We start from the raw sequence: 17,827 nt of genomic DNA, 5'->3' as shown, positions 1-17,827 counted from the left end.
CGACGGGTTCAATTCTCATCACTCCTGCCAGGGTTTCCTTTTTCCTAGTGGCCGGTATTCTTTACCGAGCCGCGTAATGCATATTGGGGGCATCAGTACACCACCACACAAGCGCTTGCACTTTTCAAAAATAGCCGCGTCGGCATGAAGTTTGGGTAGTGCACGGGCAGCATGAAGGCCCGCCGCGCTGCCAGCATCCTTGACACGTCAACGAACGACGAAGCTGCTTTCCCGTCTAATGGGCATCGGCTCGATCTAAGTGACCAGAAAAAGCAACAGATCAAGGAATTGATCGACCGAGGAGAGCCTCTCCCATCGAAATACAGACTTCTGCTTTTTTCTCCTGCGCCAGAAATGGAACTGCTCTGGCATGGCAAGAGCAGTGAAGTGACCAATGTTGTCTTACCGTTTCAGTCCATTGAGCAGATCGACGAACCGCGCGTGCATCTCAATGGCCAGAAGCTCTTTGCCGCTGACGCAATAACCCGGCGTCAATCTCACGGCTGGACCAACAAGCTCATCTGAGGCGACAACAAACTGGTACTGTCATCTTTAAAGAACGGTCCGTTGCGGCGAGAAATTGAAGCAGCTGGCGGTCTGAGCCTTAAAATTGAGTATCGGACGGCCGATGGGAGTATCGGCAACTACTATCCGGATTTCGTTGTGAAGGAGACCGAGTCCGACTACTGGATTGTTGAGACTAAAGGGCGTGAAGACCTGGATGATGTCCAAAAATGGGAGCGCTTGAAGCAGTGGTGTGAAGACGATTCAAAGGCGGAACCAGCACGCCGCTATCATCCGCTTATCGTCCGACAAGAAATATTCGACAAGTATCACCCCAAAACGTTTCTGGAAGCATCTCGTGTGTGTCGTGATCTGGCTGCGTGAATCCACCACAAACAGCGGGAGTGATTTCAGCCCCTTCTGGAAGAACAAAAAGGCGGGGCATGCTTTGTAGTGGCAGCCGGCGGGGTTACTCAACTCAGACCAGGTTGAGGGCAAGCCTTTCTCCAGCGTCCCGCTGCCGAAGATCGGCGGTGATGAATGGAATCGCGAGACCGGATGCCGCTTGGAAGGTAAGAACCGACGCCACATGTAAGGCATCGAGAGTCCGCAACCCGACGGTTTGGACGAGTTCCTCGGCTTGACTCAGAACCAGAGTTCCCCCACCTCACAACAAAAGAGTTCGTGTCCCCTCCAAGCTCACACTGTTACCACTTCCCTCCTTGACCGCCTAAGAGACTCTACAGTACAATTTGCACAGTTCGTACATTCAGTACATAGGGGATGTCTTTCAAAGAAGGAACCCATGGCACATCTTCCTGCTAGTAAGGCCCGACAAGGTTTTGCGGATACGATCAATCGTGCGGCGTATGGAAAGGAGCGGGTCGTGGTTCGGCGGCGCGGGAAAGAAATTGCCGCCGTGGTCCCGATCGACGACTTGCGCCTCTTGGAGGAATTAGAAGATCGGATAGATCTTGCCGATGCCCGGGCAGCACTCGCTGAAACGAAAAAGAAAAGCGCCAAGCCGCTGGAGGCGATTTTGAAGGATCTCGGCTTCTAAGCTTCCATGACCTACTCGGTCCTTCTCGCCCCGCCTGCGGAACGTCAACTCAAAGCGCTCGCCGAAGCGGCTCAGAAGCGAATCATCACCCGCCTGAAAGCCCTGCAATACAATCCTCGTCCCCAGGGCATCCAGAAACTCGCCGGAGAAACCAATCTTTACCGTATACGAGAAGGCAGCTACCGGATCATCTACACGATTAAGGATAAGGAACTGATCGTCCTTGTGGTGAAGATCGACGATCGAAAGGAAGTGTATCGGTGAGCTGCTCGAGGACACAGCCTTGCTCGTCTCGCTATAATGATCTCTGAATGGTGCGGCGCACGAGACAGCCGAACAGGGATCATATCCATTACTGTGTTTCTTCAATTTCCTATCTCACCCCTCGGAAATTCCCAGTGTCTCCCAACCATCCAGGTCGTTCAAGACTGGCACGGGCGGGGCTATTCCTGCGATCTGTTCACCGATCCACCCTGCACAAGCTGTATAGGACAAGAGTGCGCTGGGATATCTCGCGAAGATAACTGTGCCACAGTCAGCTGTTGGAAGAGCACCGCGAGTCGTAGACGATTTGAACGGTGCCGGTGAGTGGGACGAAAGGTTATGTGCGGCGCAGATCGGCTTGCGATACAGCGTCCTGCGTACAGCAAAGCCGTTATCGAAGGGGACGCCTTGTTGTTTCATCTGGACCAATCGATGTTGAAATCGTCGGTGGGTTATGCTGGGATCTGTAGTCTCAGTGGAGAGGATTGAAGATGGAAAGTGGTCGCGGTAAAGTATTGCGTCGGTTCGTGCGCATCAGTCTTACATTTCTTTCACAATGAGGAGGGTCGCGATGGGACGAGTAGGTGCAGTATTGGCGGCAGTTGGTTTGTTGACCTTGGGTGCTGGTGTCAATGTTTGGGCTGCGGAAGATGACGGCAGTCAGGTAAAGATAATCAGTCCGACACAGGGGGCTCTCTTGAAGGGCGGTGATGTTGAAGTGAAGTATGAACTGACAAAGGGCAGCAAGGCGACGCATGTCCATTGTTTCGTAGATGGGGAATATCAGAAGGGATGGAAAGGGACGGTCAAGGGAATGCCACCCGGGACCCGTGAGATTAAGCTCGTGGCGGCAGATAAGGACCACGAAACCTTAGCCGCTGAATCAGCCATTAAGGTGGAAGTACAGTAGACAAACTGGGTTTTACTATCTCAAGTCAACTCAGCGGCGAGGCGCGAGATCTCGTGCCTCGCCGGTCATGCTGCGCAACGTTTGAGACTGCCGTATGCGTCTTCTGGCACTGAACAGTCTATAGATCGGAATATCCCGTGGAAGTCTTTCTCGCTGTGACCGCGACGTCGTAATGCAGGCCGGTATGCCGCTCATCACAAAGGACCTCATCGCCCAGCACAATCTGACGGGCGATGAATATCAACAAATCGTCGACATCCTGGGGCGTGAGCCCAACCTGACGGAGCTCGGCATGTTCTCTGTGATGTGGTCCGAGCACTGCTCCTACAAGAGTTCGCGTGTGCACCTGAAGAAACTGCCGACGACCGGGCCTCGTGTCGTGCAAGGGCCGGGCGAAAATGCGGGAGCAGTCGATATCGGCGACGGGCTGTGCGTGGTCTTCAAAATGGAATCGCACAACCATCCGTCGTTCATCGAGCCCTATCAGGGCGCTGCCACGGGAGTCGGTGGAATTTTGCGTGACATCTTTACCATGGGGGCGAGGCCGGTCGCGCTGCTCGATTCACTGCGATTTGGAGAATTGCACTCGCCCAAGAATCGCCATCTCATGAAAGGGGTCGTCTCCGGCATTGCGGGCTACGGTAACTGCATGGGAGTTCCGACCGTGGGAGGCGAGATCGTCTTCAATGACATTTATGCCCTCAATCCGCTGGTCAATGTGTTTTGTCTCGGTCTTGCCCGTCAGGACAAGATATTCCGTGGCACGGCTGCCGGCGTCGGGAATCCCGTGATCTATTTCGGCTCAAAGACGGGTCGCGACGGGATTCATGGGGCAACGATGGCGTCCGATTCGTTCGATGATCAATCAGAACAGAAGCGGCCGACCGTCCAAGTCGGTGATCCCTTCACGGAGAAATTGTTGCTGGAAGCCTGTCTCGAACTGATGGAACGCGATCTGCTCGTCGGGATTCAAGATATGGGTGCTGCGGGGCTGACGAGTTCTTCCTGCGAAATGGCCTCCCGCGCCGGCAATGGGATCGAGTTGGATCTCACCGTCGTACCTCGGCGTGAGGCTGGTATGACGCCCTATGAGATCATGTTGTCTGAATCTCAAGAGCGTATGTTGATGGTGGCGAAAGCCGGCAAGGAAGACGAATGCCTCGAGATTTGCCGGAAGTGGGATCTGGATGTCGCCGTGGTCGGGAAAGTGACGGCCGATGGTATCTTGCGTGTCCTGGATCAGGGCAAGGTTGTCGCAGAGATTCCGGCGAAGGCATTGGCTGACGACGGGCCTCGATATGAACGGCCCTACCAGCCGCCGGCCTATCAAGATATGCTGACGAACCTGAACTACGACGCCATTTCCGATGTGAAAGATGCGAATGTAGCATTGCTAGCCTTGCTGGAGGCTCCGACGATCGCCAGCAAGCAGTGGGTGTACGAGCAGTACGACCATATGGTGCGGACGAACACCATGGTACGACCGGGGTCCGATGCGGCGGTGGTGCGCATCAAGGGCACGAAGAAGGCTGTGGCAATGACGGTGGATTGCAACAGCCGCTATTGCCTGTTGAATCCCTATGAAGGAGCCCGGTTGGCCGTGGCCGAGGCGGCACGAAATCTTGTCTGTTCTGGTGCCGTGCCGATCGGTCTGACGGATTGCCTCAATTTCGGCAACCCGGAGCGGCCGGATATCATGTGGCAGTTCGCCATGGCGATCGAAGGGATGAAAGATGCCTGCGAGCATTTTCAAATCCCCATCGTGAGCGGGAATGTCAGCTTTTACAACGAAACCAATGGGCTCTCTATTTACCCAACCCCCATGCTGGGCATGGTCGGGCTGATCGATGACGTTGAACGGGCGATGACCCAGTGGTTTAAGCAGGAAGGCGACGATATTATCCTATTAGGCTCCTCACGCGAGGATTTGGGTGGATCGGAGTATCTCAAGGTCGCTCATGCTCGCGAACAGGGATCGCCACCTTATTTGAATCTAAATACGGAAAAGGCTCTCCATGATTGCCTGCTATCGCTGATTCGTGATGGGCTGCTGCAGTCCGCACACGATTGCTCGGAAGGTGGTGTCGCCGTTGCATTGGCGGAAAGCTGTATCTCCGGACCTGATCGGGCTCTGGGTGCTGTGGTAAGATTGACCAGAGGCCGGCTCCGAAAAGACGCCGTGCTTTTCGGCGAGAGTCAGTCGCGAGTGGTGGTTTCTGCAAAGCCTGCCCATCGTCAGCCCATTCTCAATCATGCGAGGCGTTTCGGTGTCCCGGTTGAAATAATGGGAACCGTCACCGGCGGACGGCTGATCGTGTCTGTGGGAGACGAGGGTTCGACTGAACCAATGATCGATCAACCTGTGGCGATGTTGCACGATCGATGGGTTTTTTCTTTGGAGCGAGCGCTGAATCAAGTCTAGTTTTGTGGACTGCGAAGAATCATGATCAAAGAACTGCCGATCGCCTCGCCCGATAAATTTCACGACGAATGTGCTGTGTTCGGTGTCTACGGCCATGAAGAAGCCGCTAATCTGACGTACCTTGGACTGTACGCGCTGCAGCACCGTGGACAGGAGGCGTCCGGGATCGTGGCGGGAGACGGCGACCAATTCTTCATGCAGAAAGGCATGGGCCTGGTCGCCGACATTTTTCACAAATCGGTGCTGGAGAAACTGCCCGGCCATATGGCCATCGGTCACAATCGTTACTCCACTACCGGGGGCCACGATTTGAAGAATGTTCAGCCGTTGACCGTGAATTTCGCGCTCGGGAATTTGGCCTTGGCTCACAACGGCAATCTCATCAATGCGCAGATGCTCCGGCACGAATTGGAAGCCTACGGGGCGATCTTCCAGTCCACATCCGACAGCGAGGTCATTATCCACCTCATCGCACACTCGCGAGCAAACTCTTTTCTCGCACGGATCATCGATGCTTTGAGTCAGGTACGAGGCGCGTTCTCGGTGGTGTTGATGACCGACAACGGTCTTATCGCCGCTCGTGATCCCTACGGCCTCAGGCCGCTGTGCATCGGACGCTTGCGCAGCAGTTGGATTGTGGCCTCCGAGACCTGCGCGTTTGACTTGCTCGATGCCGAGTATGTTCGAGAGGTGGAGCCGGGCGAACTGATTGTCATCAGCGATCAAGGGCTCGACAGCCACCATCCGTTTCCGAAGAAGGATCCGGCCATGTGTGTGTTCGAATATGTCTATTTTTCCAGGCCTGACAGTCGAATCTTTGGGGCAAATGCCGTCTATGCTACACGCAAGGCGCTAGGAAGGCAGTTAGCTGAGGAGTCGTGGGTACCAGCCGATGTCGTTATTCCCGTTCCCGACTCCGGTGTGCCGGCCGCGCTTGGCTATTCCGAAGGGGCGGGAATCCGGTTTGAAACGGGGTTGATCCGCAACCACTATGTCGGGCGGACCTTCATCGAGCCGGAACAATCGATTCGCCACTTCGGTGTCAAGGTGAAGCTGAATGCAATGCCCGAATTGCTGGATGGGAAACGGGTGGTCGTCGTCGACGATTCGTTGGTTCGTGGCACGACGAGCCGCAAGATCGTCAAGATGATCCGACAGGCAGGGGCGAAAGAAGTCCACATGCGGATCAGCTCACCGCCGATCATCTCGCCCTGCTTTTACGGAATCGACACACCGACGAAAAAAGAGCTGATCGCCTCCGATCACTCAACGGAAGAAATCCGCAAGTACATCACCGCCGACAGTTTGGCGTATCTCAGCCTTGACGGCATGTTGAAATCCGCTCCAAGGACGCCCAGTCAATACTGTACGGCCTGTTTTACGGAGCGCTATCCCATCCCATTTACCCGCGCAGAAGAGCTTCAACTGGGCTTGTTCGAATCAGCGCACTGAGTGATTTCTGTGCGGAAGGCATGACGCCTCCAGAGAAAGACGACAAGAACGCGCTGCAGCCACGAGGTAGACGTCGAGTGCCGGTCGACTATCCCGCTTTCTTCACGGGGGATGAGGGATCAGGCCATGGAACGGTGACCAATCTCACGATTGCCGGATGTGAAATCCAGAGTCATGCGCAGCCCCCTATCGGAGCCGGTCTAAGTCTCCGTGTACAAGCTCCTGAGGCTAGGCCTCCGATTGTCATCACCCGTGCCGTCGTCCGCTGGAAGAATGATGATCGATTTGGACTCGAGTTCGTTCGATTTGGGGGTAGGACCAAGGAACAACTCGAGGATATGTTGAACCAGCGTGAAGGCCCTGCCGAAGATTAGTTTTCCCTCTGCGTACGGTTGCTGCTCAAAAAATTGCCATGGTAGGATGCTACATCCAATGGCTGATTGTTCGAGCAGCGGTAACGGTTGTACTATGACGACAAGCATCATGGTCGAGCGTTTGTGAGATCATGAGTGTTCGTTGAAGAGGAGGTCGTGATGAGACGACTGATACTGGCGTTTGGGTTGCTGGTCTTCTCAGTACTGTCTACGGCACCGGTTTCCGCGGCGGGATTATTCAAGGTAGGAGAGAATGCCCCATCCTTCGCCCTTACTGCTATCACCGGTGAAACCGTATCGCTCCAGTCCTATAAAGGTAAAGTTGTGGTGCTGGGACTCTTTCACATCTGTGAGCCTTGCATGATACAGGGGACCGCCTTGCAGAAGGTCCATGAGTCTACGCAAGGCAGGAACGTGGCGGTGTTGGGTGTCAATTCATCGGGCAATGCGAAACGGGAGGTCGGAGAATTCTTATCTGGTTTCCCGGTCAAGATCACGTATCCCTACCTGTTAGATCCAGCGAAGGTGACGGATAAACTGTACGGTGGGGGAAAGTTTATCCCAAATGTGTACGTGATCGACCAAAATGGAGTCATCCGCTGGCAGCGAGTCGGCAATATGGACTTGGCGGGAGCCGACGTGATTGTTGCAGAGGTTGAGAAGCTGTTGGCGGGCGACAATAGGATGTAACAGGTCGACAGCCGAGATTTCTCCTTGCTCGCCGCCTGCGCACGCGGGAATTGATTGCAGTATGAAGATGAGGTCGGTGCTCGGTCGATGCGCCCAGGGGAGAAACCTCGCCTATCGACCTGCGGGGAGTGGAGGAATGAAATGGTGAGGAGACAAAGAAGCGATGGATGAGATGGAGGAAGGGAAACAAAAATTTCTGGAAGTGGTACAGGAAATTGACGGGTCCATCCAAGTCGTGATTCCTGTCACACCCTCGAACAGCATGTTCTTGATTTCGCTGACGAAAGGTTCAAATCGTAAATTTATCACTGTGCCGGAAGACGACATGATCGACTTGCCTAACGACACGAGTATCCGGACGAAGGTCGCCAGGACAATCAAGGGCGCCATCGCGGCTCTGTGATTTCTGTAGTGTCATGAATTCTCGATGATAAGCCGTCGATCCCTGCTATGAAACAAATCTTGCCCGACATCTGGCAATGGTCATGGTTCTCCGACGAGAAGCAGCTCGACTTCAACGGCTTACTTCTAGTGAGCGGGGAACATAAGATCTTGGTAGACCCACCTCCGATGACGGCCGAAGCGAGAGCGGTCGTCCGCCGACATGAGCCGATCGACTACATCATCATCACGAACCGAGATCATGTCCGGGAGGCTGCAGCCTATCAGGCAGAGCTCAAGTGTCAGCTGCGAGTGCCGGAAGCTGATGCCGCCCAGATGGATGTGAAACCAACGACGACCTACAAAGACGGTGGGTTATTACCTGGTGGGATTTGGGCTATCCATCTGAAGGATCAGAAGTCTCCGGGAGAATCCGCGTTGTTTATCGAACGGGGGCGAGGTGTGCTGGTCGTAGGAGATGCGTTGATCGGCAAACCGCCAGGGGCCCTGCGCATGCTCCCTGGGGAAAAGTATGCAGACCTCGCAAAGGCCAGAGAGGGACTTCGCCGTCTTCTGAAATACAACTTCGATAGTCTGCTGGTCGGAGACGGCAGCTCCATCCTTATCGGTGGCAAGCAGCAGGTGGAACAGCTCTTGTCAGTGACGTCATGACATTGCGTAACAGCCTATCCGAAGAATTGAATCGACAAGGCAACGAGCACTTCTCACGAGGATACTACACGGAGGCCTATACCTGTTACGCCAAGGCCTTAGAGTATGATCGGCTGAGCGGTGATCAACGGGCTCTGGTCGCCACCCTTGGTAACCTGGGTAACATCTGTGCCGTCAGCGGACGGCGGGATTTTGCGCAGGCACATTATCAGGAGGTCTTGGAACTGCAAACAGTCCTCGGTGACGAAAAGGGAATCGGGACGACGCTGGCAAATTTGGGGAATCTCCGGGCCGATGCCGGGGAATGGGATCGGGCACGGGCCTATTATTTGGAGGCCCTCGACCTCATGACCAAGACGCATGATGAACCGGCCCAGGCCGTCCTGTTTTCGGACCTTGGTTTGGTGGCTCGTGAAACCGGCCAGTTTGAAGAGGCGATTCAGTTTTACGAACGGTCGTTGGAGTTAATGCGTCGGCTGAGTAATCTGGGTGGTGTCGCGGACGCCTGGCGCATGATAGGCCGCACGTTCTTGGTACAAAAGCGCTACGATGAAGCCATTGCCTGTTGCCAGACCAGCCAATCGGTCGCCGAGCGATTACGCGATGAGCTTCGTGCCGGTGGAGCCAGATACGTGCTGGCTCAATGTTATGAGGAAATGGGGCGCTTGCAGGATGCAGCAGAGCTTCTCGAACAGGTGGTGGACATGGATCGTAAGTATCGCCTGCCGAAACTGGAAGAAAACACACAACGCCTCAAAACACTTCGTGCCCGCCTCCCCGATTGGTATCAGTCGCGGCCTCGTCGAGGGATACAGGCATGACCGAGCCGGCTTCCTCAGCATGGACCCAGCTTCGTGCTGACCTGATGCGGGCTTTCCCCCAGTTCTACGAATTGGAACCCAACGGTCCGCTCGTCATGGATCTTGGTGGAGACGGCTGGCTCTTAGAAGTCAGGCCGGATGGGAAGGTCCTTTGCCAGTATGGGGTGGCGATGGACGAGGTTATCGCGCTCATGTCGGAAGGAACGCCGGAGGATTTAGGAACCGATGAAGTCGCGAAACAGGCCAAGTACTTCCTTCAGCCCGCTGTTTCCAAATATCGCGCGATTCTGCTTCAGTCCGGGTTTGTTGAAGACACCGAAATGACCGATGAGTTCGTGGCGGTCACGTTTGCACGGCCCGTCGATCTGGAGAATCGCGCTAAGGTAGAAGACCTCCTGCGGTGGTGCTGTCGCCAAATCGGAAACGTATCGTGACCCAACCAATCACGACATTCGACGAATTTCGGGACGCTGTCTCAGCCTATCGATTGCCGCGGGTGTTGTTGGCCGCGCTGGAGCTGGATCTCTTTACAACTGTCGGCGACCGATCGTGGGTGATCCCTGATCTTGCCAAGGAACTCAAGGTCAGCGAAAGGGGTTTGAGCATCCTCTGTCGGAATCTTGCAGCGGTCGGGATATTACAGAAAAGAGGAATCAGCTATAAGAATAGCCGGCTTGGGGCAACAGCGCTGAATGCCGACCATCGCGCATATCGAGGTGGCTATTTGAATTTAATCGAACGCCATTGGGTGGACTGGGTACGACTGTTGGAATCCGTGCGGAGCGGCTTGCCGATCGACCATGATGTTCCCGACAGTCCGGACTACCGCCGACAATTCACGTGGGCCATGCACCATAGGACCTTGGAGATTGCCCCGGCGATTGCTGCGCAAGTTGACATGGGTCGCGCGAAAACACTACTGGACCTCGGTGGAGGGCCAGGCACCTACGCGATGGCGTTTCTCGCCAGGAACCCAACACTTCACGCGACCGTCTGTGATCGAGAACCCGCTCTTGAGGTCGCCAAAGAAATCGCCGGCACACACAAAGCGAGGCGGCGACTCTCATATCTTCCGCTCGATTTCTCCAAGGAACCAATTCCTGGTATGTACGATGTGATCTGGTACTCGAATGTACTGCATATTTATTCGCCCGAGGAGAATCAGACTATCTTTCGCCGGGCCTTGGCCTCATTAACGCCCGGTGGTCGATTTATCATCCAAGACGCATTTCTCCACGATCGCGAAGGTTTGTACCCAGTCGAAGCAAGTTTATTTGCTGTGTCGATGTTATTGTTTACGGAAGGCGGAAATACCTATTCAGCCTCGGAGACAGTCAAGTGGTTGAAAGATGCCGGATTCGTTGCAGTCAAATCGCTTCCCATCAAGAAGGGGACGGAGGATTGGGAGGGCGGGATTCTCGAGGCGTCGGCCCATGGCCCACATCCAAAAACGACCGTCCGCCGAATACAATCAAGAGGAAGTAGAAGAGCCCGCTGACAACGTTGGCTATCAAGGATGCCCCCACCTCGGAATCTTTTGTCAGAATCTGAATGATTGTCGCCATGTCCAGTGCCAATCCGATCGTGGCGTAGAACACACAAGCCATGGCAGCCCATCGGAAGCAAAGCCAAATCAATACCGCGAGTGCCAGAGGCACGAGAATGAAAAAGCCGATTCTCCAAGCCATACCTGGTCTTGTGGATGTGTCGTTGCCCAGTAGGAAAAATCCCGTCTCGACGACAAGGGTGCCTATCAGCAGATTCAGCAAGGCGGTTTGTTTCATCTAAAGACTATAGCTAAGCCCATAGTTATGAATAGGCCTTCACGATCTGATCGAGGGTAGCGGTTTCATGGTATTCCCTGCGTTTCTTGAGGGCAGCGAAGTCCTGTTCGATCGGGTTAAAGTCGGGAGAGTACGGCGGCAGGAACAGCAGCGTGGCGCCGGTGGCCTCGATGAGCGCCGCCGTCTCCGACGATGTGTGAAAGGCCGCGTTGTCCATGATCACGAGGTGCTGGGCATTGAGACGCGGGCACAGCCTCGTCTTGAGCCAGGTGTTGAAGACCACCGTATCGCACGTCCCCTCAAACAGCAGTGGTTCTTCGAATCGCCCATCCATACGGGCCGCAATCAGCGAGGTCCGTGGCCGGCGCTGCCCGGAGACCAGGCCGTCCACGCGGTGACCCTTCGGTGCGTACCCATACCGCCGCGCCGTCGACGACGCAAACCCGCATTCATCGATATGGACGGGTCGTTTGCCACGGCGAAAGAACCGCTCGCGCAGGCGCAGGAATTGTTTCCGTTGCTGCGGATCGCGCTCCTGGTACCCGATCCTTTTTTTTATGGGTCAACGCCAGTTTGTGGAGTGCGTTCCAGATGCAATGCCGGGACACCTGGAAATGCCGTGCTCGCTCCGCTTGTGTCCGATCGGGATGGACTTCCACATGACGACGCAAGGCGTCCCAATCCAGTTTGTGGGGTCGTTGTGGGCCGGGACGCTTGTATGCTAGGCCGCCGGGCTTGAGCCAGCGGTAGACGCTGGCCTCGCCCACCTTGAATCGCCGAGCCGCCTCGGCCTTGCTGCCACCACTCCGGACAAAATCCACGACCCGTTGGCGCAAATCTGATGAGCATCTCATGCCCCATGATCGCAAAGTCCACCGTCAATGTCCATCAGTAATTGAGGGCTTGGCTATATAGACTGTAGCGGAAAACGTCGGCAATGGTTGCCTTGTTGCGTTCGGTCTGAAAGTGCTAACCTGCTGCACCATGGAGATCAAGGAACAGATTCCTGGCCGGTCCTCCACGCAAGTCCGCCTACTGATCTACGATGGGGAATGCCGATTGTGCGTGTCCACAAAACAGAAACTTGAAGCGCTAAGAGTTGTGCAAGCAGAATCAGACGTGAGATTCCTTGCGTATCAGAGCGAAGAGGCAAAGAGGATTTTGGGGCCGAACTATCGTTCTGGCCGTCCTGATGCGGCTTTTCTGATTCAACCCTCAGGAGAAGTGCTCCAGGGGCTCGACGCATTTCTCCCGCTTGTCCCCGACCTCCCAAGTGGGAGGCTTCTCCTGTGGTGGTTACGGTTCCCCCCTGCCAAGCGGCTGACCGAATGGGGTTATCGCGTGACTGCACGTCATCGGTATCGATGGTTTGGTCAAACCGCGCCCCTCCGTCGGCAGAACTGACGTAAGCGGTTCCTTTCTTCTTCGAGCCCCCTCCTCCGAGGGGATTCTTCCTACAGCGAGGAATTTACGAACGACCAACCCTCTTTCAGAATGCGTTCAACTTTTGAGGAGGGTTTATGTTACGCAGATGGGACCTGTTGCCGAGTTTTTCCGGTCTAGTCCATGTGACGGATCAACTGCGGGGCCGTGATTACCATAACTCCTCGCAGATTCTGAGCTGGATCGTCTCACTCGCCTTGTGTCTCTCATTTTCTATCGGCCATGCGTGGGGCGAAATCGGGACAGAAGACAAGCGGGAGATTGTAGCTGCAGGGTTCGGGTACCAAATCGGCACCGTCTCAACGATCGCGGTTAAGGTGTATGACGCTGAATCGGGCGACATCTTGTCCAATGAAATCTATGAACTAGCCGTCAAGGAAAGCGATGGTGCGACATCGAACCGCGGGCCTCGGATTTTTGCGGGTGGAGTCGGCCGTGGCGCAACCGATCTCTCCAATTTCGTGCTGCGGGTATACGATGCAAATACTGGAGTGTTCCAATGGGAAGGCCGCCTCAATCTTGTGCAACCCGACTGGAAGGCAGGGGGAAAGGCCGTATCAGTCGCACTGCCGCGGCGAGCAAACGTTACCTGGGTACAATTTGTTGAAGCGACTACGGAACAGCCGGTGTTTTTATTGCGCGCAATGGACGCGGCGACAGGCGTGCTTGTGTGGGAGGACGAGTTTACGACCGTCCGTACACGAATTCCGCGAGCTCAGCCGATTGCGAGTCGATCAATCCAGCCGGACAGCATTCTACCCGCGAATTCCCACACCTTCAACTTCAGAATTCGCATGTATGATCCCAGCGGAAAGAAAGTGCTGTGGGAAGATCAGCTCTCTCAATTGGGAACCGATGAAGAGGCTGCGCAGTCGCATGGCGATCAGGCCGATATACTTCCCGCCTGGCCCGATCTACCGCAAGAAGCGTCCGCAGCGGGATCAATCTAAGCAGAAGATAGTTACGACCGGCTTCGCTCGAAGCTCTCGAGCCACTGTTGGTGGAACTGATCGTAGGAGACAAACAGCTTGTTCTGAAGTGCAGCAGCCATGGTCGACTTGGCTTGTAAAGCCTTCAGCAATTCATCGACGCCGACCATCCCCCATCGCTCAATCAAGTAACCGGTTGCCGAATTAGCCTCTAAGTAAGCCACTGTCGACGTACTGGCCGACAATGCACCCCACGAGCCTTCCAGATAGGTTAAAGGAATGACCTTCAGATCTCCCTGCATGGCCTGATCAAGCTCTGGCCATGCATCTCCGGCTAACTGCATAGCAAGGCCTTCGTTCAACCAGGTCGGCATCGCCCCGCCGCTTGCTGCCAAACGATCGTGGAGCAGAGCGTGGACATACTCGTGACGGAGCACGCTTGCCAACCACTTCCGATCCGTGGTCGCCCCTTGAGTGGGAATCTGGATGCGTCCAAGAGTCGCGTCATAGAGGCCATCGGCCCAAGCCGGGCCTCCGGTCGCCTGTTGAAACGAATCCTTTGCATGGAGGACGACCATGATTGGTTTCGAGGGGAAATGCCCGAACTTCTGTCCAATCTCTCGATAGGCTTCTTCAAGAATCTCCAGGACTGAGGTCCAGGTGCTTTGGTCTTCCTCACCATCGAACTTCACGACAAAGTGCGTACTGCTTCTCGCAGTCATGCGGGATTCAACCGACTGAGTGCGACGAACCTTCGTTGTGACGGCGGTCAGATATGACTGCAATTTCGGGTCATGCCTTGCTCGGCCGGCTGCTTGATCCAAGTGTTTCGCGGCTTCCTGCAGTTCATCTTGTTCTTGTAATAAGTCGGCCATGGCTAGATGGGGAAACGGTTCCTCGGGGGCTACCTTCATCAATTTCATCAGGAATTCTGCATTCAGTTCGCGGTCTCGCTGTTCCCAATAGGCATGGGCAAGATTCATGAGGATCACGGGATTCGAGTCGTCAAGATCCGCAGCTCGCTTGAACGCTTTGACTGAAAGCTGAGTGCCATCGAGTCGTTCCTGATGCAATCCGAGATTGTTCCACAGAGTTGCGACAAAGGGCTTGGTGTTTGCGTCCGACAGGACAGCCGAAGGGAGCTCTTTCAGTTTCGTTTCGGCGAGGGACAAGTTATGTTTTTCGATCTCATCGCGAATGGCTTCCAGGAGGCCCTCGTGAGGGCTAGGCGGCACCACGCTTTGATCGAGTACGCGAACAGATTTCTCCTCGCCTCCGGACGAGCTCGGCTGCGGCGGAGCGGGAGGAGAAGCTATCGGCTCGATGGTTTCTGTGAGCTGCACCGACTGTAGCGGCGGGACAGGCCTCAAGAATAGGTTGTATCCGATCACCGAAACTAGGCCGACTGCAAGCGGTATCAGAATATGTCTGATGTTGCGACGATACATGTGTGCTTGAGGTCGAGTGTAGCACCCTAGGCAAATGTGACCAAGCAATCTGGTGAAACCAGGCTGTGCGCTCGCATGCGAGGGTTACTGGCGCGTTGAGCGGTGAGAAACGCTGTGCTACGATCCGATCATATGCGGACTCCTACTGAATCGAGTCCACACACGCCTTTTCAGGAGTGGTTGGATCGCATCGCACGACCGATCGAGTTTGCGAATCGAGATGATTGCGCCCACCTCAGGGCCCTCACAAATCTGAGTTCCTATATTTCCTCACAAGTCTTGGCTGCTCTTTGCCAAGAGGTCTATCCCAAGGCCATTGAAGCCCGCTTGATTTCATTGCGCGATCTCTTCATCGATTTTCAGTCGGCGCTCCCCTTCGCTGAGCAACGTCGACGATTGCACGCGGCTGCGGTGCTCATTCAGGCGCTTCGAGCGGTTGATCAACCGAAGCCTATTCGGATGAACGCTTCGCCGGCGCAACCTCCCGGTCACTCTGAAATGACGGGTGCCGGCAGATCCGATCTCTGGAATCTTCCGATCAGATTCGTCAAAGGCGTCGGGCCGAAGCGCACCCATGTCTTGCAGCGATTGCATATCACGACAGTGGAGGATGTCCTCTGGACCATCCCGTGGCGCTATGAGGACCGATCGGTCATGACACCGATCGGAAATCTCGTCCCGGGGATGATCGCCTCGATTTGTGGGGTGATCGGAACATGCAAGGCGAAGCGGACAAGACATCGGCGATTGAGCGTCATGGAAGTCGGCATCGAAGATCAGTCCGGTCGAATGCAGGTGGTGTTCTTCAATCAACCGTATTTGGAGGAGATTCTTACGGTCGGGACTCGCGTGATGATGAGCGGGCGGGTGCTTCCAGGGCAACAGGGATGGATAGTTCCGCGAATGGATGTGGCGCAATACGAAATCATCGGGGAAGGTACCGAATCGACGGTGCATGTCGGTCGAATCGTTCCGATCTATCACGAGTCGAAAGGATGGACCTCTCGTCAGATGCGAATGTTGGTGAAGACTCTGTTGATGGACCATGGGATTGAGATCGTTGAGGACTTGCCTGTGCCTCTTCGGATGCGGCGGCGGCTGATCTCGATCCATGAAGCCTTGCACGATGTGCATTTCCCAAAAACCGGCACCGACCTCCAGCTCCTTGAGCGAGGGAAGACGCCGGCGCATCGACGATTGGCGTTCCAAGAACTGCTTCTTCTCCAATTGGCCTTAGCGACCAGACATCGATCGGTACAGGAAGAGCCGAAGGAACTGCGGTTCAATCCACGGACAGCTCTCTTACAACAGCTCGGCCGTCTCTTGCCGTTTCGTCTCACGGCGGCACAGGATCGAGTCGTTCGCGAAATATTTCGGGACATGATTTCGTCGCATCCCATGAATCGCCTGGTACAGGGCGATGTGGGGTCCGGAAAGACGGCAGTCGCCTTGCATGCGCTGGTAATGGCCTGTGGTTCAGGCTATCAGGCCGCGCTGATGGCGCCGACCGAGATTCTAGCGGAACAGCACCATCGAAATCTTTCTAGAACGTTGGAGGCTCTTGGACTTCGCACGATTCTTGTGCGCGGGGGAGAGAAAGCTTCGGTGAAAAAGACACAGGCTGAACGGCTGGCGTCGGGCGACATTCAGGTGGCAATCGGAACTCATGCCCTGACTCAACAGGGGGTGCGGTTCAAGAACTTGGGATTGGCGGTGGTTGATGAGCAGCACAAGTTCGGTGTCCTGCAGCGAAAGACATTGATCGACAAAGGCTACAACCCGGACGTGCTTGTCTTGACGGCCACGCCCATTCCTCGGACATTGGCCATGACGGTGTATGGCGATCTCGATGTATCGGTGATCGATGTCCTGCCGCCAGGACGCAAGCCGGTGCGCACGTTGCTTTTCAATGAAGGGCAGCGGCGGCGAGCCTATCACATTGTGCGCGATGAATTGCGTGCCGAAAGACAAGCCTATGTGGTCTATCCACTGGTGGAAGAATCGGAAAAGACCGACCTCCAGGCCGCGATTCAGGGCGCTGAGCAGTTACAGAACGGGGAATTTGCCGAGTTCCGTGTCGGACTGCTGCATGGTCGCATGAAAGCGACCGAAAAAGAAACGGTGATGGCCGACTTTAAGGCTGGAACGATCCAGGTGTTGGTCGCGACCACGGTGATCGAAGTCGGAGTCGATGTGTCGAATGCGACAATCATCTTGATCGAACATGCCGAGCGGTTTGGCCTCGCGCAACTGCACCAGTTGCGCGGACGCGTGGGGCGGAGCGACCAGCAATCCTATTGCCTCTTGATGACTCAGAATCTGACGGTGGGGAGAGCACAGCTGAGAAGACGTTCCATGGGAAGTGGAGAGTCCCTGTCTTCGGCAAGGGAGCGCATAGAAGCGCTTGTCCGGTCAAACGATGGATTTGTCATCGCCGAGGAGGATTTGCGGATCAGAGGCCCTGGAGAGTTTTTTGGGTTGCGCCAATGGGGGATGCCGGAGTTTCGCGTGGCGAATCTGGTGCGAGACGGTGACCTGCTGCAGCAGGCCAGGCAGGAAGCGTTTGCGCTGTTGAAATCCGACCCAGGATTGAAAGAGCCGGCCCATCAAGGGTTGCGTGACGCGATGCTGAGGAAATGGGAGAAGAAGCTCGAACTTGGATCGATAAGCTAG

General features: G+C 55.2%; 20 protein-coding genes. 17 read left to right on the top strand and 3 right to left on the bottom strand.

The window, feature by feature from the left end:
* Positions 1–171: 171 nt before the first annotated feature.
* From P0119_17950 to P0119_17885, 14 genes are all read left to right on the top strand, one after another.
* A complete protein-coding gene (locus P0119_17950; protein MDF0667930.1) occupies positions 172–525 on the top strand; it encodes a hypothetical protein in 354 nt (117 codons plus the stop codon).
* A gap of 42 nt (positions 526–567) precedes the next feature.
* Entirely contained in the window at positions 568–888 is a 321-nt protein-coding gene (locus tag P0119_17945; protein ID MDF0667929.1) for a hypothetical protein, read from the top strand.
* A 421-nt stretch (positions 889–1,309) separates the two neighbouring features.
* Entirely contained in the window at positions 1,310–1,564 is a 255-nt protein-coding gene (locus P0119_17940) for a type II toxin-antitoxin system Phd/YefM family antitoxin (GenBank protein ID MDF0667928.1), read from the top strand.
* A gap of 6 nt (positions 1,565–1,570) precedes the next feature.
* Positions 1,571–1,828 (top strand): type II toxin-antitoxin system RelE/ParE family toxin, encoded by a 258-nt coding sequence (locus P0119_17935; GenBank protein ID MDF0667927.1) that lies wholly within the window; start codon positions 1,571–1,573, stop codon positions 1,826–1,828.
* A 571-nt stretch (positions 1,829–2,399) separates the two neighbouring features.
* Positions 2,400–2,738 (top strand): hypothetical protein, encoded by a 339-nt coding sequence (locus P0119_17930; GenBank protein ID MDF0667926.1) that lies wholly within the window; start codon positions 2,400–2,402, stop codon positions 2,736–2,738.
* A 184-nt stretch (positions 2,739–2,922) separates the two neighbouring features.
* Positions 2,923–5,160 (top strand): phosphoribosylformylglycinamidine synthase subunit PurL, encoded by a 2,238-nt coding sequence (gene purL, locus P0119_17925; protein ID MDF0667925.1) that lies wholly within the window; start codon positions 2,923–2,925, stop codon positions 5,158–5,160.
* Positions 5,161–5,181: 21 nt separating this feature from the next.
* Complete coding sequence (gene purF / locus P0119_17920) at positions 5,182–6,612, top strand: amidophosphoribosyltransferase (GenBank protein ID MDF0667924.1); 1,431 nt, start codon at positions 5,182–5,184, stop codon at positions 6,610–6,612.
* A gap of 20 nt (positions 6,613–6,632) precedes the next feature.
* The gene (locus P0119_17915) at positions 6,633–6,986 is read left to right on the top strand and encodes a PilZ domain-containing protein (protein MDF0667923.1); all 354 of its coding nucleotides are present in this window, start codon (positions 6,633–6,635) and stop codon (positions 6,984–6,986) included.
* 159 nt (positions 6,987–7,145) lie between these two features.
* Complete coding sequence (locus tag P0119_17910) at positions 7,146–7,676, top strand: TlpA disulfide reductase family protein (GenBank protein MDF0667922.1); 531 nt, start codon at positions 7,146–7,148, stop codon at positions 7,674–7,676.
* A 163-nt stretch (positions 7,677–7,839) separates the two neighbouring features.
* Positions 7,840–8,079, top strand: a complete 240-nt coding sequence (locus P0119_17905) for a hypothetical protein (GenBank protein ID MDF0667921.1) — start codon at positions 7,840–7,842, stop codon at positions 8,077–8,079.
* A gap of 47 nt (positions 8,080–8,126) precedes the next feature.
* The gene (locus P0119_17900) at positions 8,127–8,729 is read left to right on the top strand and encodes a hypothetical protein (protein MDF0667920.1); all 603 of its coding nucleotides are present in this window, start codon (positions 8,127–8,129) and stop codon (positions 8,727–8,729) included.
* A complete protein-coding gene (locus P0119_17895) occupies positions 8,726–9,550 on the top strand; it encodes a tetratricopeptide repeat protein (protein MDF0667919.1) in 825 nt (274 codons plus the stop codon). The genes P0119_17900 and P0119_17895 overlap by 4 nt, the downstream gene beginning before the upstream one ends.
* On the top strand, positions 9,547–9,984 hold the full coding sequence (locus P0119_17890; GenBank protein MDF0667918.1) for a hypothetical protein: 438 nt from the start codon (positions 9,547–9,549) through the stop codon (positions 9,982–9,984). Before P0119_17895 ends, P0119_17890 begins: the two co-directional genes overlap by 4 nt.
* Positions 9,981–11,048, top strand: a complete 1,068-nt coding sequence (locus P0119_17885) for a methyltransferase (protein ID MDF0667917.1) — start codon at positions 9,981–9,983, stop codon at positions 11,046–11,048. The genes P0119_17890 and P0119_17885 overlap by 4 nt, the downstream gene beginning before the upstream one ends.
* Positions 11,049–11,359: 311 nt before the next feature.
* Here the strand turns inward: P0119_17885 and P0119_17880 are convergent, their stop codons facing one another.
* Both P0119_17880 and P0119_17875 read right to left on the bottom strand, forming a co-directional pair.
* Positions 11,360–11,833 carry an IS630 family transposase gene (locus P0119_17880; protein MDF0667916.1) on the bottom strand — a complete coding sequence of 158 codons (474 nt, stop codon included), beginning with the start codon at positions 11,831–11,833 and terminating at the stop codon, positions 11,360–11,362.
* Complete coding sequence (locus P0119_17875; protein ID MDF0667915.1) at positions 11,784–12,188, bottom strand: IS630 transposase-related protein; 405 nt, start codon at positions 12,186–12,188, stop codon at positions 11,784–11,786. The genes P0119_17880 and P0119_17875 overlap by 50 nt, the downstream gene beginning before the upstream one ends.
* Before the next feature lie 130 nt (positions 12,189–12,318).
* On the opposite strand from P0119_17875, the gene P0119_17870 reads away from it, so the two are divergent.
* Both P0119_17870 and P0119_17865 read left to right on the top strand, forming a co-directional pair.
* A complete protein-coding gene (locus tag P0119_17870; protein ID MDF0667914.1) occupies positions 12,319–12,738 on the top strand; it encodes a DUF393 domain-containing protein in 420 nt (139 codons plus the stop codon).
* Between the two features lie 116 nt (positions 12,739–12,854).
* Positions 12,855–13,727, top strand: a complete 873-nt coding sequence (locus P0119_17865) for a hypothetical protein (GenBank protein ID MDF0667913.1) — start codon at positions 12,855–12,857, stop codon at positions 13,725–13,727.
* Positions 13,728–13,738: 11 nt separating this feature from the next.
* On the opposite strand, the gene P0119_17860 is transcribed toward P0119_17865, so the two are convergent.
* The gene (locus tag P0119_17860) at positions 13,739–15,154 is read right to left on the bottom strand and encodes a hypothetical protein (GenBank protein MDF0667912.1); all 1,416 of its coding nucleotides are present in this window, start codon (positions 15,152–15,154) and stop codon (positions 13,739–13,741) included.
* A gap of 132 nt (positions 15,155–15,286) precedes the next feature.
* Between P0119_17860 and recG the strand changes: the two genes are divergently transcribed.
* Complete coding sequence (gene recG / locus P0119_17855; protein MDF0667911.1) at positions 15,287–17,827, top strand: ATP-dependent DNA helicase RecG; 2,541 nt, start codon at positions 15,287–15,289, stop codon at positions 17,825–17,827.

Source organism: Nitrospira sp. (assembly GCA_029194665.1).
GTDB lineage: Bacteria > Nitrospirota > Nitrospiria > Nitrospirales > Nitrospiraceae > Nitrospira_D.
The sequence above is the reverse complement of the archived record's forward strand: the minus strand, read 5'-3'. Positions and strand labels throughout refer to the sequence as shown.